Source organism: Acinetobacter sp. BSP-28 (assembly GCF_044130285.1).
Lineage (GTDB): Bacteria > Pseudomonadota > Gammaproteobacteria > Pseudomonadales > Moraxellaceae > Acinetobacter.
This window is the reverse complement of the sequence record NZ_JBIQOB010000009.1, coordinates 92151-112605: the sequence shown is the minus strand read 5'-3', so window position 1 is coordinate 112605 and position 20455 is coordinate 92151. Positions and strand designations below refer to the sequence as shown.

Annotated in this window: 21 protein-coding genes; all 21 read left to right on the top strand. The window is 39.7% G+C overall.

Features of this window, described 5'->3' with window-relative positions; all coding sequences use genetic code 11:
* Positions 1 to 3 precede the first annotated feature (3 nt).
* The 21 genes from ACE01R_RS08655 to ACE01R_RS08555 all read left to right on the top strand — a co-directional run bounded on the left by ACE01R_RS08655 (position 4) and on the right by ACE01R_RS08555 (position 20455).
* Positions 4 to 1029, top strand: a complete 1026-nt coding sequence (locus ACE01R_RS08655; RefSeq protein ID WP_395550404.1) for an NAD-dependent epimerase/dehydratase family protein — start codon at positions 4 to 6, stop codon at positions 1027 to 1029.
* On the top strand, positions 1026 to 2198 hold the full coding sequence (locus tag ACE01R_RS08650; protein WP_395550403.1) for a lipopolysaccharide biosynthesis protein: 1173 nt from the start codon (positions 1026 to 1028) through the stop codon (positions 2196 to 2198). The genes ACE01R_RS08655 and ACE01R_RS08650 overlap by 4 nt, the downstream gene beginning before the upstream one ends.
* Positions 2198 to 2785, top strand: a complete 588-nt coding sequence (locus tag ACE01R_RS08645) for an acyltransferase (RefSeq protein WP_395550543.1) — start codon at positions 2198 to 2200, stop codon at positions 2783 to 2785. Before ACE01R_RS08650 ends, ACE01R_RS08645 begins: the two co-directional genes overlap by 1 nt.
* A 93-nt stretch (positions 2786 to 2878) precedes the next feature.
* Positions 2879 to 3427 (top strand): acyltransferase, encoded by a 549-nt coding sequence (locus ACE01R_RS08640; protein WP_395550402.1) that lies wholly within the window; start codon positions 2879 to 2881, stop codon positions 3425 to 3427.
* 24 nt (positions 3428 to 3451) lie between these two features.
* On the top strand, positions 3452 to 4570 hold the full coding sequence (locus tag ACE01R_RS08635; protein ID WP_395550401.1) for a glycosyltransferase: 1119 nt from the start codon (positions 3452 to 3454) through the stop codon (positions 4568 to 4570).
* Positions 4567 to 5667, top strand: a complete 1101-nt coding sequence (locus ACE01R_RS08630; RefSeq protein ID WP_395550400.1) for a glycosyltransferase — start codon at positions 4567 to 4569, stop codon at positions 5665 to 5667. The genes ACE01R_RS08635 and ACE01R_RS08630 overlap by 4 nt, the downstream gene beginning before the upstream one ends.
* Positions 5664 to 6812 carry a glycosyltransferase family 4 protein gene (locus ACE01R_RS08625; RefSeq protein ID WP_395550399.1) on the top strand — a complete coding sequence of 383 codons (1149 nt, stop codon included), beginning with the start codon at positions 5664 to 5666 and terminating at the stop codon, positions 6810 to 6812. The genes ACE01R_RS08630 and ACE01R_RS08625 overlap by 4 nt, the downstream gene beginning before the upstream one ends.
* 46 nt (positions 6813 to 6858) lie before the next feature.
* A complete protein-coding gene (locus ACE01R_RS08620) occupies positions 6859 to 7398 on the top strand; it encodes a serine O-acetyltransferase (protein WP_180042672.1) in 540 nt (179 codons plus the stop codon).
* Between the two features lie 23 nt (positions 7399 to 7421).
* Complete coding sequence (locus ACE01R_RS08615; protein ID WP_395550398.1) at positions 7422 to 8030, top strand: sugar transferase; 609 nt, start codon at positions 7422 to 7424, stop codon at positions 8028 to 8030.
* A complete protein-coding gene (locus ACE01R_RS08610) occupies positions 8023 to 8679 on the top strand; it encodes a NeuD/PglB/VioB family sugar acetyltransferase (RefSeq protein WP_395550397.1) in 657 nt (218 codons plus the stop codon). The genes ACE01R_RS08615 and ACE01R_RS08610 overlap by 8 nt, the downstream gene beginning before the upstream one ends.
* A 22-nt stretch (positions 8680 to 8701) precedes the next feature.
* The gene (locus ACE01R_RS08605; RefSeq protein WP_395550396.1) at positions 8702 to 9889 is read left to right on the top strand and encodes a DegT/DnrJ/EryC1/StrS family aminotransferase; all 1188 of its coding nucleotides are present in this window, start codon (positions 8702 to 8704) and stop codon (positions 9887 to 9889) included.
* Positions 9890 to 9927: 38 nt separating this feature from the next.
* Positions 9928 to 11781 carry a polysaccharide biosynthesis protein gene (locus ACE01R_RS08600; protein WP_395550395.1) on the top strand — a complete coding sequence of 618 codons (1854 nt, stop codon included), beginning with the start codon at positions 9928 to 9930 and terminating at the stop codon, positions 11779 to 11781.
* Between the two features lie 161 nt (positions 11782 to 11942).
* Positions 11943 to 13193, top strand: a complete 1251-nt coding sequence (locus ACE01R_RS08595) for an oligosaccharide flippase family protein (RefSeq protein WP_395550542.1) — start codon at positions 11943 to 11945, stop codon at positions 13191 to 13193.
* A complete protein-coding gene (locus ACE01R_RS08590) occupies positions 13190 to 13459 on the top strand; it encodes a glycosyltransferase (RefSeq protein WP_395550394.1) in 270 nt (89 codons plus the stop codon). The genes ACE01R_RS08595 and ACE01R_RS08590 overlap by 4 nt, the downstream gene beginning before the upstream one ends.
* On the top strand, positions 13456 to 14829 hold the full coding sequence (locus ACE01R_RS08585) for an O-antigen polymerase (RefSeq protein WP_395550393.1): 1374 nt from the start codon (positions 13456 to 13458) through the stop codon (positions 14827 to 14829). The genes ACE01R_RS08590 and ACE01R_RS08585 overlap by 4 nt, the downstream gene beginning before the upstream one ends.
* Before the next feature lie 3 nt (positions 14830 to 14832).
* Positions 14833 to 15771, top strand: a complete 939-nt coding sequence (locus tag ACE01R_RS08580; protein WP_395550392.1) for a glycosyltransferase family 2 protein — start codon at positions 14833 to 14835, stop codon at positions 15769 to 15771.
* 5 nt (positions 15772 to 15776) lie between these two features.
* A complete protein-coding gene (locus ACE01R_RS08575) occupies positions 15777 to 16805 on the top strand; it encodes a glycosyltransferase family 4 protein (RefSeq protein ID WP_395550391.1) in 1029 nt (342 codons plus the stop codon).
* 12 nt (positions 16806 to 16817) lie between these two features.
* Complete coding sequence (locus ACE01R_RS08570; RefSeq protein ID WP_395550390.1) at positions 16818 to 17645, top strand: glycosyltransferase; 828 nt, start codon at positions 16818 to 16820, stop codon at positions 17643 to 17645.
* Positions 17646 to 17661: 16 nt separating this feature from the next.
* Entirely contained in the window at positions 17662 to 18282 is a 621-nt protein-coding gene (locus ACE01R_RS08565; RefSeq protein ID WP_395550389.1) for a sugar transferase, read from the top strand.
* A gap of 29 nt (positions 18283 to 18311) precedes the next feature.
* Positions 18312 to 19187, top strand: a complete 876-nt coding sequence (gene galU / locus ACE01R_RS08560) for a UTP--glucose-1-phosphate uridylyltransferase GalU (RefSeq protein WP_395550388.1) — start codon at positions 18312 to 18314, stop codon at positions 19185 to 19187.
* An 11-nt stretch (positions 19188 to 19198) separates the two neighbouring features.
* Positions 19199 to 20455, top strand: a complete 1257-nt coding sequence (locus tag ACE01R_RS08555; protein ID WP_395550525.1) for a nucleotide sugar dehydrogenase — start codon at positions 19199 to 19201, stop codon at positions 20453 to 20455.

Sequence of the window (20455 nt, the reverse complement as noted above, 5' to 3'; positions counted from 1 at the left end):
AAGATGAGCCAATATCAGACAGTATGCGAGCAATTAAAGCAGAGCCCTAAAATCTGGCTAGTGACGGGGGTTGCCGGTTTTATTGGCTCCAATCTGTTAGAAACACTGTTGAAACTCGATCAAACGGTTGTCGGTCTGGATAACTTCGCTACCGGTCATCAACATAACTTAGATGAAGTACAGTCATTGGTCAGTGCGGCGCAATGGGCAAAATTCACCTTTTATGAAGGCGATATCCGCAATCTGGAAGATTGCCAAAAAGCCTGTGCCGGTGTGGATTATGTCTTGCATGAAGCTGCGTTGGGCTCAGTGCCACGATCAATCGCAGATCCAATACTAACCAATAGTGCAAATATTACTGGTTTTTTAAATATGTTGGTGGCTGCACGTGATGCCAAAGTCTCCAGCTTTACCTATGCAGCCAGCAGCTCAACATATGGCGACCATCCGGCATTGCCGAAAGTGGAAGAAAACATTGGCAAGCCTTTGTCGCCTTATGCCGTGACCAAGTATGTCAATGAGCTCTATGCCGATGTTTTTGCTAAAACTTATGGCTTTAAAGCGATTGGTTTGCGCTATTTTAATGTTTTTGGCCAGCGTCAGGATCCGAACGGAGCCTATGCCGCGGTGATTCCGAAATGGACCGCAGCCATGATTGCCGGTGATGATGTCTTTATTAATGGTGATGGCGAAACCAGCCGTGATTTCTGCTTTATCGAAAACACGGTGCAAGCCAACATTCTGGCAGCAACCACAGTCGATGATGCCGCAAAAAATCAGGTCTATAACGTCGCAGTGGGTGACCGCACCACATTAAACGATTTGTATCGTGCGATTCAGGCTGCACTGGCTGAAAATGGCGTGAACTATACGAAAGATGCCGTATACCGTGACTTCCGTGCCGGAGATGTACGCCACTCCCAAGCCAGCATTGCCAAAATTGAGCGAGCCTTGGGTTATGCACCTGAGTTTCGAATTGATGCCGGCATTCAGTTGGCTATGCGTTGGTACGTTAAAAATCTGACATGATTGCGCGTATTTTCGCCAAATATCAGTCGATTGGCTTAATCACGTCGAGTTTATTGGTAGGTGCGATAATTACATTTATCGCACTTCCTTTTTTAACGCGTCTTTATTCGGTGCAGGATTTTGGTGAATATGGCATCGCATTGGCTGTGGTCAGCGTTTTATCGACCATTGCCAATTTGCGTCTCGATCAAGCCTTACTGGTCGCGGAAGAGCAGGATAAAAAAAGCCTGATCTTTGAAGGAGCGATGTTCTCTACAGGTATTGTGGCGGTCAGTGCCATCATCTTAAGTTTTATTTTTGATGTTGCTGTGGTCGCTGCCATTTGCAGTGGTGTGTTGGCCAATACCCTGATTCAAACTATCTATAATTATAAATTTGCCGCGCATGCCGAATATTTCTGTGCCGGACTGAATATTTTGCGTAGCCTGATTGTGGTGCTGGTACAGCTGGGCTTGCCCTTGTTGATGAGCATCAGCCTGGTCAACAGTTACAGTGTCAGTTCAGTGCTGATGCTGCTGTTTATATTGATTTATATTGTAAAAAATCAGCTCTATCAGGTCAGTTGGCAGGCGTTTAAGCACTATCAAGATTTTATTTATTCCAATACCCCGCACGCCTTGCTGAACAGCTTTTCGCATAACTTGCCTTATTATGTGGTCTCGCATTTTGTCGGTGTGCAGGCGATGGGCTTCTATGCCATTGTGGAGCGGACTTTGCGGGTGCCGATTAATTTAATGTCGCAAACCATTCGCCAGTTCTTTATCCGCAAATTTAAACATCTGGAAAATAGTCAGGAAGCCCTGAAAAGCAGTGTACTGCTCAGCCTGCTGTCTTTGCCCTTATTTGCTGCATTCTTTGTGCTGCCAGAGTCGCTGTATTTATGGGTGTTTGGCAAAGACTGGGTCGGCATCTCTACCTATTTCCAGATTTTGGCCTTGGGCTATTGGGCCATTTTTTGTAATCCGCCCAGTTCGGCCTTCCTGATTGCACAGCGTAGTAGCCATGTGCTGTTTAGATTGCAGATTATTGAGTTATTGATTAAATTCGTTTTATTTTTCGGCCTGTATCTACTGGTAGAAGATAAAATCTATATGCTGCTTGCCGTGCCGGTTGCCCTGATTTTTTATAACTTTGCCATTTTATTCTCTGTGTGGAGTAGCAAAAAGTGATGTTTTTTAAAGCTTTAAAACTCATGAACTGGTTCACTGCACAATGCCGCAAGGTGCTTTATAATCAGGCCTTTGCTACCCGGTTTAAATATTTTGGCAAAAGCACTACGCTTGAAATTGCAGGTCAGGTGCGTATGGGTAAAAATGTCTATATCGGCGATCAGGTCAGCCTGATTGTGGAACCAGGCGCAACGCTCAGCATTGCCGACAACAGCTTTATTGGTGAAAGTTGTTATATCAAATGTTTTGGTGGCAATATCAGTATTGGTCAGGATGTCAGCATCAATTCCAAGTCATTTATCAATGGCTGTGGTGGAGTCAGTATTGGCGACAATACCCGTATTGGCACGCAAAGTATCATTATTGCCAGTAACCATAAATTTGATGATCCGGATATCTTGGTGAAAGACCAGATTACCAAGCAGGGAGTCAGCCTGGGGGAAAATATCTGGTTGGGTGCCCGGGTGACGGTTCTGGATGGCGTCAATATTCCGGACAATAGTGTAATTGGAGCGTGCAGTCTGGTTTCCAAAACGCTTGCCGAGCCGGGAATATATGTCGGCATTCCTGCCAGAAAAATCAAATAAGCCTGGCAATGCAATTATATGCCTGAAGCCAATTTAGGCGTAAAATAGCCCACTTCTCGCATTTTTTGTTTTGCTGCTCTAAAGGTCATGCGCATGGCATTGATAAAATCCGTCTTCAATACACTCTTTGACCTGGTCTATTTTATGGCCAAAGGCAGTGTGGCTTATGCGCGGAAAAAAGGGGTCAGCGTAGGTGAACATTGCCGCATTTATATTAAAAGCTGGGGCTCGGAACCCTTTCTGATTGCTATTGGCGATCATGTTACCGTAACTTCCGGGGTGAAATTTATTACCCATGATGGCAGTACCTGTCTGGTTAAAGACCAGCAAGGCAAACGCTATCAACGCTTTGCCTCGATTCAGGTCGGTTCGCATGTGTTTATCGGGGTCAATACGATTGTTATGCCGGGGGTGAAGATTGGTTCCAATGTCGTCATTGGTGCCGGTTCGGTAGTGACCAAAGATATTCCGGATAACAGTGTGGCGATTGGTGTGCCCGCCAAGGTGGTTTCAAGTTTTGCGGACTACGCTGCCAAGATTCAAGCCAGCTGTGCCAGCGATTCGGAACTGGCCGGCATCCATGATTATCAGCAGCGTGTGCAACGTGCAATGGCTCTGCAAGCTTCTAAAAGCACCGATTAATTTTTTCCATTTTTAGGTATTGTTATGCTCAATAAAATCATGTTTTTTTTGCCGAGCTTAGGGGGTGGTGGGGCAGAACGTACCGTGATTCAATTGGCCAATAACCTGGTCCAGCTGGGACGCAAAGTGGATGTGGTGGTTTGTGACATCAGTGGGGTAAAAGGCAAACTCCTATCCGAGGTTGATCCGCAGATTCAATTGATTGATTTAAACTGTGGCCGTGTTGCCAATGCCATTTTCCCACTGAAAAAACTGTTGCAGGCGGTGGATTATGATGTGCTGGTGGCGACCCAGACCCATACGAATATTATTGCTGCCTTGGCCAGAGGTTTAGCCAAAAGTCAGGTCCGGTTGATTTTACGCGAGGTTTCCACCCCTTCAAAAAATTTGAAATTGCAGGGCATGGCAAAGTGGCTGCTGAAAACCCTGGTCAAAATGACCTACCCATCTGCCAGTCAGGTGGTCTGTGTGTCCAATGGCGTGCTGGATGATTTTCGTGAATATTACGCCTATTCCAAGAACAATTTAGTCACCATTTATAACCCGGTGATTGACGAGACCTATGCTAAAAAACTGCAAGTGCCCGTTCAGCATCGTTTCTTCCAGCCAGAACATACAGTCATTCTGGCAGTCGGGCGTTTAACCGAAGCGAAAAATTTCGGCTTCCTGATTCGTTCTTTTCATGCCTTGTATCAACAGCACCCGGAAACCCGCTTGATTATTCTGGGAGAAGGGGAATTACGCGGTGAACTAGAGCAATTGGTTCATGACTTAAGCTTAAGCAATGTGGTCGATCTGCCCGGCTTTGATCCCAATCCCTATGCCTATTTTAAATATGCCGAGCTGTTTGTCTTGAGTTCCAACTGGGAAGGCTTGCCCGGGGTGCTGATTCAGGCTTTGGCCTCGAAAATTAAAGTGGTGAGCACCAATTGCCCCAGCGGTCCAAAGGAAATTTTGGCGGATGCTAAATTTGGCTTGCTGGTGGAATGTAATGATCAGGCGGGCATGACTGCGGCAATGCAACAGGCAATTTTCGGTGAATATGTCACGTATGATGATACGGAGTTAACCGAACATTGTATGCAATTTCATAAACATACCGTGCAACAGCGTTATCTGCAGCTGATGGAGCCCTCCGCATGAATCAGCCGAAACCAGTCATGGTACATGTGATTACCAACTTTGCCGGAGTGGGCGGGGCAGAGATGATGTTGGCACGCCTGATTCAGCAGACCCGCGACCAGTATGCGCATGTGATTATCGCATTGATGAAAACATCAAAAGTGTATGCCGAAACCCTGGCGCAGTGCCAATCCTATTATGCATTGGGCTGGAATGGACTGAATACGCTGGGGACGATTGCTAAGCTGCGGCATTTGCTCAAGTCTATCGCGCCAAAAACGGTGCAATGCTGGATGTACCATGCCAATGTATTGACTAGTTTAAGTTGCATCGGTCTCAGCCCAAAAACCGAGATTTTTTGGGGCATTCATCATTCGCTGGCCTCTCCCAAAGAAGAATCGCTGAGTACCAAAGTCGCCCTGGTCATGAGCAAAGTTCTCGCTGCGCAGCCCCAAGGCGTGATTTATTGTGCGCATTCATCTTTGCAACAGCATCAAAGCTTTGGCCTGAAAAATAACAATGCTCAGGTGATTGCCAATGGCGTGTTTCTGGACAAGTTCCAGCCCAATCCTGATTTACATGAGCCGTTGGTGATTGGTTTTGCAGGGCGTTATCACACCGCAAAAGGCTATCCCTATTTATTTGCGACTCTGGCAAAACTGAATGATCAGCCGATTATTTTTAAAATTGCCGGCAGTGGGGCAAGCTTGAATAATCCCGAAGTAAAAGTTTTATTCGAGCAATATCAACTGGATAAAAATAAAGTCCATTTGTTGGATCAGGTTTCTGACATGCCGGCATTTTATCAGTCGGTGGATGCCTTTTTGATGACCTCGATTACCGAAGGCTTTCCCAATGTGCTGGTCGAAGCCATGGCATCCGGTCTGCCCTGTATCAGTACCGATGTCGGCGATGCCAAATATATAGTCGATGAGCTGGGTGCCATTGTGCCGCCACGTGATCCGGGGGCGCTGGCCAATGCCATTTTGGATTATGTCCATTCCAGCCAGGCGGAAAAATTACAGTTGAAACAAGCCAGCCGTGCACGGGTGGAACAACATTTTAGTATTGAGAGCGTGAGTCAGCAGTATCTGGACATGTGGAGACAAGGTGCATGAAGTTTTTGATGATTTGTAGCTATCTGCCTTCAGCCCTGAACTTTAGGGGTAAACTGTTGGAAGCGATTCATGCTCAGGGTTATGAAATTCATGTGTTTGCACCGGACCTGACGGATTTTCCCGATGAATTAAAGCAGTTGCAGCAGTTGGGCTATCAGGTGCATGGCATTCCCATGCAGCGAGCAGGCACCAATCCATTGGCCGATCTTAAGCTGCTGCAAACCCTGTATCAGATGATCCGCCAGATTCAGCCGGATATGGTGCTGAGCTATACCATTAAACCTGTGATTTACGGTACTTTGGCGGCATGGCTGGCGCGGGTACCGCAGCGTTTTGCCTTAATCACCGGACTGGGTTATGCCTTTCAAAATATTGAATCGGGCAAACGCAGTTTTTTTCAAAAACTGGTGCATGGCTTGTATACCCAGGCTTTAAAACATGCCCATAAAGTGTTTTTCCAGAATCCGGACGATTTAAAGCTGTTCCAGCAGATGCATTTGCTTGATTCAAGCAAGCCGACTGTGGTGGTCAATGGTTCAGGGGTGAATGTGCAGGATTTTGAGCTCATGCCTTTACCGCTCAATGAAGACGGGCAGGTAAAAGCTTCTTTCTTGCTGATTGCCCGATTGCTCGGTGATAAAGGCGTGCGTGAATATGCCGAAGCGGCACGCATTGTCAAAGCGCAATATCCTGAAACGGAATTTCATCTGGTTGGCTGGATTGATGACAATCCTTCTGCAATTTCACAAGCCGAGCTGGATCGCTGGGTAGCGGATCATACCCTCAAGTTTTGGGGTAAACTGAGTGATGTACGTCCGGCCATCGCGGCAAGTTCGGTCTATGTATTGCCTTCTTACCGGGAAGGAACCCCGCGTACGGTCCTGGAGGCCATGGCGATGGGGCGAGCCATTATTACCACCGATGCCCCGGGCTGCCGTGAAACGGTGAGCAATGGCGTAAATGGCTATCTGGTGGCGGCCAAATCGGTCGAAGATCTGGTGCAGAGCATGCAGTACTTTATTGAAGATCCCCAGCTGATTGTCTATATGGGACAGCGTTCCCGTGAAATGGCACTCAATAAATATGATGTGCATCAAGTGAATAAACACATGATGACGGAAATGCAGATCATTACTAAGCCATGACCGAGATGAATCGGCTGGACAGGATAAATCATTCAGAGATGGTCTTATGATCGTGAAATACATTAAAAGTGACTTGTATCGCTATACCGGAAAGATCAGCTTTAAGCTCTTTTTAAAAAACTATTTGTTTAATCGCGGTTTTAACTTTTCAGTCTGGTTGCGACTCGCCAGCGCAAAATCCATTTGGGCAAAATTTGCCTATCCCATTTATTATTACAAGAAAAAGCAATACGGCATTGATATTCACATCACCACAAAGATTGGCTATGGCTTGTATATCGGTCATGGTGGGCCATTGGTGGTCAATCCTTCAACCGTCATTGGGAATAATGTAAATTTATCGCAATTTAGTACCATTGGTGCGAATGGGGGACGTCAGGCTGCCGAAATCGGCGATAATGTTTATATTGGTCCTCAGGTCTGTATTGTGAACCAGGTTAAAATTGGCTCTAATGCAACGATTGGCGCGGGCAGTGTCGTCACCAAAGATATTCCAGAAGGTGCCACCGCTGCAGGCAATTATGCAAAAGTGTTGCATATGAACAATCCGGGTGGATTAGTGAATAGACGTTGGACTGATCTTTAATATATATATAATGAGTGAAATGAATGTTAAAGCGTGTTCTGGATGTGGTGATTGCTTCGACGGCCTTGCTGCTGCTGTCTCCAATCTATTTTTTTGTGGCCTATAAGGTGCGTAAAAACTTAGGCTCACCGGTCCTGTTCCGTCAGCTGCGTCCGGGTCTGCATGGCAAACCCTTTGAAATGATCAAGTTTCGCAGCATGAAAGATGCAGTGGATAAAAACGGAAATCCATTACCCGACAGTGAACGTTTAACGCCCTTTGGTCAAATGCTGCGTGCCACCAGTCTGGATGAAATGCCGGAACTGTGGAATGTGATTAAAGGTGAGATGAGTATCGTTGGACCACGGCCACTGTTAATGGAATATCTGCCTTTATACAATAGCCAACAGGCCAAGCGCCATAACGTACGTCCCGGCATGACCGGACATGCACAGGTGAATGGGCGTAATGCCATCAGCTGGGAAGAAAAATTCAAGCTGGATACCTGGTATGTGGAAAATCAGTCGCTGTGGCTGGACTTTAAAATTATGCTGAAAACCGTAAAAAGAGTGCTTGCCAAGGATGACATCAGTGCCGAAGGCGAGGCAACCATGACAAAATTTACCGGCACACCGGAACAGAAAAATGACTAAACTCTATGCCATATATGGGGCTTCGGGCTGTGGGCGTAGCCTGATGCCGGTGGCGCGGCAGCAACTGGTCCGTGAACAGGACCGATCTGAAATTGTCTTTATTGATGATGCACAGACTGCCATCACCACGGTCAATGCTCATCGTGCCATGAACTATGCCAGCTTTCTGGCTGAACCCGCTGCGCAAAAACAGGTGCTGATTGCAATTGCCAATAGCCAGGTGCGTGAAAAAATCGCCAATCGCCTAGAAGCGGATGGTATTCAGCTCTGGTCGGTTATGGCAGATAATGTGGTGCTGATGGATGATGCCCAGATTGCAGCTGGCGCAGCGCTGAGTCCATTTGTGACTATTACCTCGAATATTAAAATTGGAAAATGCTTCCATGCCAATTTATACAGCTATGTCGAGCATGATTGCGTGATTGGGGATTTCGTTACCTTTGCGCCAGGGGTAAAATGCAACGGCAATATTCATATTCAAGACCACGCCTACATTGGTGCCGGTGCCATGATCAAGCAGGGCACCCCTGAACAACCTCTGGTTATCGGTCGAGGTGCGATTGTCGGTATGGGTGCCGTGGTGACCAAAAGTGTGCCGGCTGGCGTTACCGTGGTGGGCAATCCGGCGCGTATCGTTGAATCCAGATAGAATTTAAAGCTAGGAAAATTCCATGTTAAACAGTGCATTTGAGCCGTGGCCAAGTTTCACGCAAGCAGAGGCAGATGCGGTTTCAAAAGTCCTTTTATCCAATAAAGTGAATTACTGGACCGGTCAGGAATGTCGTGAATTTGAAAAGGAATTTGCACAATTTGCCGGAACGGATTATGCCGTGGCTGTGGCGAATGGCACCGTAGCGCTGGATCTGGCTTTAAAAGCACTGGGCATTGGTCAAGGTGATGATGTGATTGTCACCTCACGCACCTTTTTAGCTTCGGCAAGTTCAATTGTGACAGCCGGGGCCAATCCGGTTTTTGCCGATGTTGAACTGGATTCACAAAACATTTCACGCCGTAGCATTGAAGCCGTATTAACCCCAAAGACCAAAGCGATTATCTGCGTGCATCTGGCCGGTTGGATGTGTGATATGGACCCGATCATGCAATTGGCCGAGGAAAAAGGCCTTTATGTAATTGAAGATTGTGCCCAGGCGCATGGCGCAATGTACAAAGGCAAATCTGCCGGCTCGATTGGCCATATTGGCGCATGGTCCTTCTGTCAGGACAAGATTATGACCACGGGCGGTGAAGGCGGTATGGTCACCACCAATGACGAAACGCTTTGGAAAAAAATGTGGTCATACAAAGATCACGGAAAAAACTTTGACAGCGTCTATAACACGCAACATCCACCGGGCTTCCGTTGGTTGCACGATTCCTTCGGCACTAACTGGCGCATGATGGAAATGCAAGCGGTGATTGGTCGTTTGCAGCTGCAACAAATGCCGGAATGGACGGCAAAACGTAATGCCCATATGGCACGCATCCAAGCGGAATTTGAAAAGAGTCCATATTTTACTGTACCAAAAGCATCTAACGATTATGTACATGCTGCTTATAAATGCTATGTACAGGTCAATGTTGATGCCTTACCTGAAGGCTGGTCACGTGATCGCATCATGGCAGAAATTAGCGCACAGAATGTTCCATGTTTTAGCGGTTCATGCTCAGAAGTCTATTTAGAAAAAGCCTTTGAGGGTACACCATGGCGTCCAAATGAACGTTTAGCCAATGCAAAAGCTTTAGGTGAAAGCAGTCTGATGTTCTTGGTGCATCCAACTTTATCTGAACAAAGTCTGCAAAAAACCGTCGATGCCATTCAAAGCGTGATTATGCAGATTCAAACTGAAAACAGCGTATAATCACGCCGTGCTATTTCAGCAGATATAACCGAGCTTCAATGAAAGATTTTATTCGTTCCATTGCCTCCTTACCGCGTCGCCAAAAACAAGTGGTTTTGGTGACCATGGATGTGTGCATGTTGCCACTGATGATGTGGCTTGCCTACGCCATTCGTTTGGCACGTCCAAATGTCACGGTGATGCAAGGGCTTGAGGCTTGGTATATCTATGTGGCGATCTTTGGCGTATCGGTTTTTACTGTGCTGGGGATTTACCGTGCCATTGTGCGCTCATTTAACGAAGATTACTTACTGCGTATTTCAATTGGGACATTCGTTCAAATTGTCGCTTTGTATGCCATTAAAAAGTTAGATATAGCGTTTATTCCCATGAGTATTCCGCTCATGTATGGCTTTATGCTGTTTTCATACATGTGGTGGAGTCGAGCAGTCATTCGCTATGCGACCTTAAAAACTTTTGCCAAAAAACAAATCCGTAAACGTGTGGCAATTTATGGGGCAGGGCTAGCAGGACAGCAAATTTCAGCGGCTTTAAATCGTTCCGATGATTATCTGCCGATTTGTTTTATTGATGATAAAGCCTCGCTGCACGGTCAGTCTCTCAGCGGTTTAAAAATTTATGCGCCGAAAAAAGCCTTGGGTAAATTAGGCAAATTTCATATTGAAGAAATCTTGCTGGCCATGCCTTCGGTCAGCCGGGCACGTAAAAAAGAGATCATCGAATCTTTTGAGCTGGCTGATGTCAAAATTATGGAATTGCCGGGCGTGACCCAACTGGTCGGGGGGCAGGTACAGGTTTCCGATATCCGAGAGGTGGATATTATTGACTTGCTGGGTCGTGATCCTGTACCGCCAAAGCCTGAGCTTTTAGAAAAAAACATTAAAAATAAAGTGGTGATGGTGACTGGGGCAGGGGGCTCGATTGGTTCGGAACTATGTCGTCAGATTGTCAAGCATCAGCCGAAGTTGTTAATTTTATTTGAAATGTCAGAGTTTGCGCTGTATTCGATTGACCGTGAGCTACAAAATTCCGGTATTCAGGTTGTTCCTGTTCTGGGGGCTGTCACCCATCAGGCCAAATTAGAACGTATTATTGCTGAATATCAGGTACAAACAGTCTATCATGCCGCAGCCTACAAACATGTACCATTGGTGGAAGCCAATCCGTTTGAAGGTATTTATAACACCTCGATTGGCACTGCACGCAGTGTGGATGCAGCGGTGAATCAGGGTGTGGAAACTTTTGTTTTGATTTCCACCGATAAAGCGGTGCGCCCGACGAATGTTATGGGGGCGTCTAAACGGATGGCAGAACTGTACTGTCAGGGGTTGGCTGCAACAAAACCGCAAACACAAATCAGTATTGTACGTTTTGGTAATGTATTGGGATCTTCGGGTTCAGTGGTTCCCTTGTTTAAAAAGCAGATTGCCCAAGGTGGACCGGTTACGGTGACCCATCCGGAAGTGACACGCTACTTTATGACCATTCCTGAAGCAGCCCAGCTGGTGATTCAGGCAGGGGCCATGGGTACAGGCGGTGACGTATTTTTATTGGATATGGGTGAACCGGTAAAAATTGTCGATTTGGCCAAGCAAATGATTCGCTTAAGCGGTTTCCGTCCCATCGATGAAAATGGCCTAGGTGATATTGAAATTCAGTTTACCGGATTGCGTCCCGGTGAGAAATTGTATGAAGAGTTGTTGATTGATCAGGAAAATGTAGAGAAGACCGATCATGAGAGGATATTAAAATCTTATGAAAAATATTGGAATTTTGAAGAGATATCTGAAATTTTTATAAATTTGGTAAACATTAAATCTAATGCTGATGATTTATTGAAGTTATCTAATATATTAGTTAAATATGTAGATGGATATAGAGTAAAGATATAGAATAGGCGTCTTTCATAATTGTTGATACCCTCTTTATTTTCTTCTATATGGAGCAATAAAAGGAAATTATGAAAGAAATTTAATATAGAAAACTTATTGTAAAAAGTAAATATATATTAATTGGTGCAAAGTCAAAATACGATTGTGAGCTCAACTTTGTGATGAATTTTTCAAAAATTTCAAATTTTATAACAGAATATAAAAAAGTAATTGAAAATTATTTTTTTATGACTTTTTTGCAGTTTTTGAATTCATTTTTTTATTTAGCAATTTATCCATATTTAATTCTAAAATTAGGTGTAGTTCAATATGGTGTTTATGTATTTTGCCTTTCTATCGTAACTTTTTTCATTTTCTTGGTTAATTTTGGATTTGATATTCCTGCTTTAAAAATAATCGCAGAAAACTCTCAAGATAGTCGAGTTAAATCTAAAATAATGTCAGAAGTATTTTTTTCTAAATTATATTTAGCATTATTATCTTCAGTTATATTTTTATTGATTATATCTGCAATATCAATATTTAGAATTCATTTTAATATGATGTTGATGACTTATTTACAAGTAATCGGTGCAGTATTCTTGCCATTATGGTATTTTCAAGCGTTACAAAAGATGAAAATTCTTACTATTATTCAAGTTTTGATTAAAGTTTTGACTTTGCCTTTTATCTTTCTTTTTGTACAAGATAAATCAGATGTATGGGTATTCTCGCTGATATCATCTTTAGGTGTCTTATTTAGTTCTTTTATAGCACTAATTTACATTTTAAGGTGGGATAAAATCAAAATTGAGTATAAAAAAATAAAAGAAGTATTTCATTTATACAAAGAAAGCTTACCTTACTTTTTTAGTGTGATTGCTGGGGTTACTAAAGAGCAATGTGTTGTTGTACTATTGGGTACTTTTTTTGGTATGAAAGAAGTTGCTTTGTATGATTTGGCAATGAAAATTATTTCTATACCAAGAACTATATTTGTAAGTTTAAATACTGCGATTTTCCCAAAAATAATTAATTCGCTGAATAATAAAATAATAAAAAGAATTATTAAACTAGAATTTTTAATGGGTATTATAGCGGTTTTTACTGTAGCTATCCTGGGAGAGCATGTTATAAAATTATTAGGTGGAACTGCTATGCTACAAGCATATGATTTAATTTTGATTCTAAGCTTAACTACAATTGTGTGGTTGGTGGTTGGTTGTTTTATCTATTTTATATTTGTACCAAACAATAAGAGTGATTTTGTTTTTAAAAATCAACTTATTGCTTTATTTTCACTGTTAATATTTTTAGTAATTGGTTTATTTTTTATTAAAGATATAAGAGTATTTGCGTGGGCAATTAGTTTGTCTGGGCTTTGTGAAATTATGTATTGTTATTATATTTCTAAAAAACTAAGGTTATTATGAGTTATTTAGTTTTAATTAATTTTCCTATGTATAGTGTTGAAAAATTTGCTGATTCATTATTTTTGAAAACTTATAAAAATATTGAATATTTGTTAATTGATGGTTGTTCACCAGATCAACCAGTTGATATTGGGCGAAAAATAGTTTCTAAATATAATTTATCATATCCGCAGTTTAGAATAATTCGACATGAACTTAATAAGAATAAAATTGACTACTTTGAAACTATTTTTATTTCTTTAACTGGTATATGGAAAAATAAATGAATAATGTATTTTTTAATAATAAATTAATTTATTCTTTATTTTTTATAACTTATAATTTAATTTGTTTTATTATTTATTATTTGGGATTAGGTGAAGGATATGTTGATAATATTTACTTAAAGTTATGTGAGTTTTTATATGTCATTAATTTCATTTTATCCTTTTTTTTATTGAGAATTTATCGGATTGATCTATTTTCACCTCAGGGATTATTTTTAATTTCTTTTTCTATTTTTACCTTGGGGCGTGTTTTTTTAAGCCTATTTGATTTATATCATAATTATTATGAATTAATTTGGGGGGAATTATTTTATTTTAAAAGTGATGATTATTTTTTGAGTTTTTTGTTTTGGCAAATATCGCTATCATCATTTTTATATGGAAGTGTTTTATTTTCTTCTTTAAAAACTTTTAATTTTAGCAATAGGTATTATAATGTTTATAAATTTATAAATTTATTTTGTATTTTGGTTTTACTTTTAATTTTTTATCCTATTTCATTTGACTTGATTTCGATTTTTTTTAAATATGGTTATGAGGGTTTATATACAGGGCAAATTAATTATGATTTTGGGTACACAAGGATAGCTAGTTTGCTTTTGCCAATCATGATAGCAAGTTCTGTTGTATTAAATAATAAAAAAATAATATATATTTCTCTTTTTGTTTTAGGTTTATATATTTTAATAAATTTATTAGTAGGGCAACGTGCTTTACTGTTTATGTGGGTATTAATTTTATTGTGGCTATATAGTGTAATTCATGGAAAGACATTACCTGTATTTAGAATTGTATTGTTAGGAACAGTGCTAATATTTTTTGCACAATTTTTAGAAAGCTTTAGAGGGGGGAGAGATGATTTTCTTCAAGACAATCCATTAATTAAATTTATTTATGTGCAGAGCTTAACTTATACTTTACCTTCAATAGTTATTAATAATTTTGGCACTAGTTGGCCTATACTAACTTATATTACAATGTTCATTCCTATTGCTGGTTTATCATCTATTTTAGGTTTAGTGAATGGTACTCATAATTTTAGCAGTGGTTCTTTTTTTGCATATAGTTTGAATAAAAATTTATTTGAAGAGGGTTATGGTTTAGGTTGGTCTATTTTTTTAGATTTACTAATATTAGGCAACATGAATTATTTTATTTTATCTATTTTTTCATTTATACTAGGCGTTTTTTATTGTTTTTTGATTGAGAAAGCAAAAAACAATATAATATATTTCTATGTATTAATTGCTTCTTTGCCAGCATTCATGTTTGGTCCAAGGAGTTTATTATATTCGATTTCATCTAGCATCATATATTCATTGATAGTTTTTTTTCTTTTTCTTTTTCTTTTTTATAAAAAAAGGATGTAATACATGTTGTCTAACCCATTAATAAGTATTGTAATACCGGTCTTTAATGTAGAGAAATATGTGGAAAAGTCTATTTTATCTATAGTAAATCAAACATATAAAAATTTACAAATTATAGTTGTAGATGATTATTCAACGGATCAAACATTTAAAATTGTTGAAGAGTTAGCAAAAATAGATTCTAGAATTTTAGTATTAAGAAATAATGTGAACTCTAAAATTGTTAAAACATTGAATTTAGGGCTAAAATATGCAGTAGGTGATTATATTGCAAGAATGGACGGGGATGATATTAGTTCTCCAGAACGTATAGAAAAGCAATTGGATTTTCTAATCAATAATCCTGAATATAGCTTAGTAGGAAGTCATGTTTATACAATTAATGAAAATGATAAAGTTATTGGAAAACTTGAGTTACCAAATAATTTTTTTAAAATTAAAAAAATTATAAAGTATTCCTCACCAGTACTTCATATTTGGTTAGCTAAAGCTGAAGTTTACAAAAAATTAAATGGTTATCGAGAAATTCCTGGCGCTGAAGATTATGATTTTTTATTGAGAATGTATTCTAAGGGGATGTTATTTACAAATATTGATAGTTATGAATATTCTGTACGGATTCGTAATGGTAACACAACGTCAACGATTGGATTTAATCAAAGACTAATGTCTAATTATGTGATCGAACTCTATAATATGCGAAAAAAAAGTCAATTTGATAATTATAGTTTAGAAAATGTAAAAAATTATATAGTCAATCATGAAAAGTATAAGGTGAATTTTGATAAATCAAATGAATTTTTAAGAATTGCTTTTATGGCTAAAGCTCAAAAAAATTTTTTTAAAATGTCGGTATTTATTTTTTTATCAATCTTTAAGTCAAAGTTTCAATTTCAATATCTTGTTAAACGTTTATTTTTTAAAATGCTTTCAAAAGGTTAATTAGCTTGAAAATCGCTTTTATTATCAACTCCTTAAAGAGTAAATCCGGATCAGAGCGTGTTGCAATTGAGTTGGCAAATAAATTATCTGCTATTAAAATTTATGATGTTTCTATAATTAATAGAGAGTCTTCAAGATTAAATTGTGCCTATCCATTAGCTCCTGATGTTAATGTTATTACACTAAAGGGAAATATTTTTTCATTCATTTCTCAATTAAGTCAAAGTTTTATTAAAGAAAATTATGATGTTGTTATTATTCATAATATGGGTAAATTATCCCTATTAGTTAGCCTTTTACCTAAAGTGAAAAAATTAGTCTCTCTTGAACATGTATCTTTTGTTAGTAGACCTAAAATTATTCAAAATTTAAGTAAATTTTTATATAAAAAAATTGACCAAATTATTTGTCTAACAAATAATGATAAAAAACAATTTTCTGAATTTCATTCAAATGTTTTAACTATACCAAATTTTTCACCATTTACAATCGTTTCTTCACCTCGTAATAGGAATAAAAAAATTGTAACCATTGGGCGTCTAACTGATCAAAAAAATTATATTCATCTGCTACAAGCATGGAAGAAAATATATCAATCTATTCCTGACTGGCAGCTCAATATTTATGGTGACGGTGAGTACAAAAAATTACTACATGATTATATTGAGCAAAACTCACTAAAAAATGTGAGTTTGAAAGGCACTACTTCAAATGTAAAACAGGTCTATGAGCAATCTAGTTTTTTCGTGATGTGTTCGAAATATGAGGGCTTGCCAATGGTATTAATAGAGGCTCAAAGTTTCGGTTTACCTATTGTGTCATATGATTGCCCCTATGGTCCAAGTGATATCATACAAGATCATAAAAATGGATTATTAGTAAGTAACCAAAATGTTAATGAATTGGCTGCAGCAATTCTAAAATTGACTTTATTTCCTGATTTATTGGATGAATTCGCTAAAAACTCATTGTTAAGTGCTCAAAAATATCAGCCTGAACAGATTTTAAAAATCTGGATTGAAAAAGTTTTATAAGGATCAAATTTCATGTTTTCTGTTTTAAGTTCTATTTATCATAAAGAAAATCCATTACATTTTAATGCTTGTATGGAAAGCATTTGGGATAGACAAACTTTAAAGCCTACAGAAATTATTTTAGTTGAAGATGGCCCTTTAACGCCTGAATTAGATCAGGTTATTATACATTGGAAAAATAAGCTTAGAAATATTTTAAAGATTATAAAACTTGAAAAAAATGTTGGTACTGGAAAAGCAAAAAATATAGGCTTGCAGCAATGCAGTAATGAAATTGTATGTATTGTTGATACTGATGATATTAGTGTATCAGGTCGGTTTGAAAAGCAAATCAGGGTTTTGTCTGAGGATCCCGATTTGGTGATCCTCGGAGGGCAAATTACAGAATTTATTGATAATATAAAATCACCTACTGGAATGAGAAAAGTTCCGTTAGAAAATTTAGATTTAAGAAATTATGCTAAACGTCAAAGCCCATTCAATAATATGACAATTGCTTATAGAAAAACAAAAATTTTAGAAGTTGGTGGTTACAAACATCATTTATTGATGGAAGATTATAATTTATTCTTAAGAGTAATTGCTAAAGGTTATAAGATTCAAAATTTGCAAGATATATTAGTGTATGCACGTATTGATAATGGTATGCATGCGCGACGTAGAGGTTTAAAATATATTAGAAGTGAAAAACAGTTACTTGATTTAAAAAAAGAACTTAAGTTACAAAATCCAATTTATGCTAATATGCTGTTTCTTATAAGGTCAGTATGTAGACTTATGCCTAGGTCTTTATTGGGTAAGGTTTACAATACTTTTCTTCGAAAAAAAAATCATAGATAGCTTGGGAAACTTGGCGATGAAACGTTTCATAGACATCATTATATCACTTATTGCATTAATAATTTTGTCACCTGTTTTCTTGTTTGTTGCCTATAAGGTTCGTAAAAATTTAGGATCTCCTATCTTTTTCTTACAAGAGAGGCCGGGTAAAAACGGTAAACTTTTTAAAATGATCAAGTTTCGTTCTATGAAGAATGGCTTTGATAAAGAAGGGAATTCTTTACCAGATGATCAACGTATTACACCTTTTGGTCAAAAACTTAGATCTACCAGCTTAGATGAAATGCCACAATTAATTAATGTGCTTAAAGGCGAAATGAGTATTGTTGGACCCCGTCCTATGCTAAAAGAATTTGTAGAACTATATTCACCCGAGCAGGCTCGCCGTCTTGAAGTACGCCCAGGTATGACTGGCTTAGCACAGGTAAGTGGTCGTAACGAATTGGATTATGAAGAGCGCTTTAAATGTGATGTATGGTATGTCGATAATCACTCATTATTGGTTGATTTTAAGATCATGTTCAAAACAGTATCTGTTATGACCAATAAAGAAGGTATTAATGCTCCTGGTCATGTCGGTCCATCATTATTTAAAGGTAATGACCCTCAAGTTCAGTCTGAAAAAGTAGAATCTTAAACTTCACATCAAAAGTTATATTTAAAATTATGATCAAAAAAGCCATTCTCCCAGTCGCAGGCCTAGGCACACGTTTTTTACCGGCCAGTAAATCTATTCCTAAAGAAATGGTCACTGTGGTTGACCGTCCAGCCATTGAATATGTGGTACGTGAGGCTGTTGCAGCAGGCATTGAACAAATTATCCTGGTGACCCATTCATCTAAAGCATCGATTGAAAACTATTTCGACCGGAACTTTGAGCTGGAAACGACGCTTGAAAACAAAAAGAAATTCGATTTGCTGAAAGAAATTACTGAAGTTCTCCCTCCCCATATCAGTGTGATCAGCGTACGCCAGCCACAACCCTTGGGTTTGGGTCATGCCGTGCTTTGTGCCAAAGATGTTATTGGTGATGATGACTTTGCAGTCTTACTGCCCGATGTACTGGTAAAAGATTCTGATCCGGTCAATGACCTAAGTTTGATGATTCAACGTTTTAAGGCATCTCAAGCTTCACAAATTATGGTGGAAGCTGTGCCGGATCATCTGGTCGATCAATACGGTATTGTAGATGTTGCAAGCTCACCTTTAGAAGGTGAAAGTAGCGTGATGCAAGGGATCGTTGAAAAACCGGCAGTCGGTACGGCACCTTCCAATCTTTCCGTCGTAGGGCGTTATGTGTTACCTGCCAAGATTATGCAGTTATTGGAAAATACCCCCAAAGGTGCAGGCAACGAAATTCAGCTCACCGATGCGATTGCGGAATTACAAAAGACCGAAACAGTTGAAGCCTATCGCATGAAAGGTCAAACCTTTGACTGCGGCAGCAAACTGGGTTATCTCAAAGCCGTGTTACATTATGGTGTAGATCATCCTAAATTGGGTGAGGACTTTAAAGCACTCATCCGGGAAATTGCATTATAAGGCGGTGAATGATGAAGGTTACAGTATTTGGACAAACCCTGTATTCAGGTGTTCTTTCAGCATTGTTGGCCGAATGCGGTCATCAGGTGTACTGGTGTGATTTTTTAAAAAAAAGTGCTTTAGAACACGCCTATGCCCAAGATGATGCGGTCAAACAGTTACTGGATAAACAGGAAAAAAATGGGTTTTTAAAATACTGTCACCTGAATGATATTGCTCTGGATATCGATGCCTATTTCTTTAGTTTTAATCCGACTGAAGAAAATTTAGGCATTGAAATATTAAAAGAAATCGGTCAGCGTCAAATTATTCATCCTAAACTGATGATTAATGCGTCCACGCTAGGCTTGCATGGTACGGACAAATTGCAAAAGTATTTACCTGAAGATGACTGGGTGTATTTACCCGATATTATTCAGGAGGGGAATGCTTTGGCCAGCATGACTCAAGCCGAACAGTTGATTGTGGGCTGTGAGCAAAGCAAGGTTCAACACAAAATCCAGGAATTATTGCGGCCACTATTTCCGCGCCATCAGCAATATTTATTTATGCCCATTTTAGATGCTGAATTTACCAAACTCAGCATTTCAGGCATGTTGGCGACACGCATTAGTTATATCAATGATTTGGCTGTCGTGGCTGAAAAACTGGGGATTGATATCGAGCATGTGCGGCAGGGCATGGCAGCGGATAGCCGGATCGGGTCGTCGTATCTGTATCCAGGTGCAGGTTTTGGGGGAGAGAACTTCTCACATGATATTCTCACTTTGGCCAATACCGTTTCCGGTACAGGGGCGAAAAGTCAGCTATTGGCGCAGGTCTGGGAAATCAATGAACAGCAAAAAGAGCTGCTGTTTAGAAAACTATGGAATTATTACCATGGTGATTTAAAAGCTAAAACGGTGGCAATTTGGGGTGCCTCTTTTAAAGAAAATACGGCACGTATCCAGCAATCCCCCATTCATACCATGCTGAAAGCCTTATGGGCGCAAGGCGTGACGGTCAAACTGCATGATCCGCAAGCATTGGCGGAAATTGAGAAAGTCTATGGACATCGTGCGGACCTGATTTATTGTACAGACCAGTATGAAGCCGTAAACGGCGCACATGCCTTATGCCTGTTAACTGCCTGGAAACAATATTGGAGTCCCGATTACCCGACTTTATTAAAAATCATGCAGCATCCGCTGATTCTGGATGGTCGAAATATTTATAATCCAGATTATGTGAAAGCGCAGGGATTTGCCTATATGGGGGTAGGACGTTAA

Bases quoted from the DNA above. Each gene is read 5' to 3' on its own strand.
- ACE01R_RS08625 (WP_395550399.1), top strand. From the start codon at position 5,664: ATGAAGTTTTTGATGATTTGTAGCTATCTGCCTTCAGCCCTGAACTTT.
- ACE01R_RS08635 (WP_395550401.1), top strand. From the start codon at position 3,452: ATGCTCAATAAAATCATGTTTTTTTTGCCGAGCTTAGGGGGTGGTGGG.
- ACE01R_RS08645 (WP_395550543.1), top strand. From the start codon at position 2,198: ATGTTTTTTAAAGCTTTAAAACTCATGAACTGGTTCACTGCACAATGC.
- ACE01R_RS08565 (WP_395550389.1), top strand. From the start codon at position 17,662: ATGAAACGTTTCATAGACATCATTATATCACTTATTGCATTAATAATT.
- ACE01R_RS08615 (WP_395550398.1), top strand. From the start codon at position 7,422: ATGTTAAAGCGTGTTCTGGATGTGGTGATTGCTTCGACGGCCTTGCTG.
- ACE01R_RS08600 (WP_395550395.1), top strand. From the start codon at position 9,928: ATGAAAGATTTTATTCGTTCCATTGCCTCCTTACCGCGTCGCCAAAAA.
- ACE01R_RS08655 (WP_395550404.1), top strand. From the start codon at position 4: ATGAGCCAATATCAGACAGTATGCGAGCAATTAAAGCAGAGCCCTAAA.
- ACE01R_RS08590 (WP_395550394.1), top strand. From the start codon at position 13,190: ATGAGTTATTTAGTTTTAATTAATTTTCCTATGTATAGTGTTGAAAAA.
- ACE01R_RS08650 (WP_395550403.1), top strand. From the start codon at position 1,026: ATGATTGCGCGTATTTTCGCCAAATATCAGTCGATTGGCTTAATCACG.
- ACE01R_RS08610 (WP_395550397.1), top strand. From the start codon at position 8,023: ATGACTAAACTCTATGCCATATATGGGGCTTCGGGCTGTGGGCGTAGC.
- ACE01R_RS08640 (WP_395550402.1), top strand. From the start codon at position 2,879: ATGGCATTGATAAAATCCGTCTTCAATACACTCTTTGACCTGGTCTAT.
- ACE01R_RS08605 (WP_395550396.1), top strand. From the start codon at position 8,702: ATGTTAAACAGTGCATTTGAGCCGTGGCCAAGTTTCACGCAAGCAGAG.
- ACE01R_RS08585 (WP_395550393.1), top strand. From the start codon at position 13,456: ATGAATAATGTATTTTTTAATAATAAATTAATTTATTCTTTATTTTTT.
- ACE01R_RS08630 (WP_395550400.1), top strand. From the start codon at position 4,567: ATGAATCAGCCGAAACCAGTCATGGTACATGTGATTACCAACTTTGCC.
- ACE01R_RS08555 (WP_395550525.1), top strand. From the start codon at position 19,199: ATGAAGGTTACAGTATTTGGACAAACCCTGTATTCAGGTGTTCTTTCA.
- galU (WP_395550388.1), top strand. From the start codon at position 18,312: ATGATCAAAAAAGCCATTCTCCCAGTCGCAGGCCTAGGCACACGTTTT.
- ACE01R_RS08620 (WP_180042672.1), top strand. From the start codon at position 6,859: ATGATCGTGAAATACATTAAAAGTGACTTGTATCGCTATACCGGAAAG.
- ACE01R_RS08580 (WP_395550392.1), top strand. From the start codon at position 14,833: ATGTTGTCTAACCCATTAATAAGTATTGTAATACCGGTCTTTAATGTA.
- ACE01R_RS08570 (WP_395550390.1), top strand. From the start codon at position 16,818: ATGTTTTCTGTTTTAAGTTCTATTTATCATAAAGAAAATCCATTACAT.
- ACE01R_RS08595 (WP_395550542.1), top strand. From the start codon at position 11,943: ATGAATTTTTCAAAAATTTCAAATTTTATAACAGAATATAAAAAAGTA.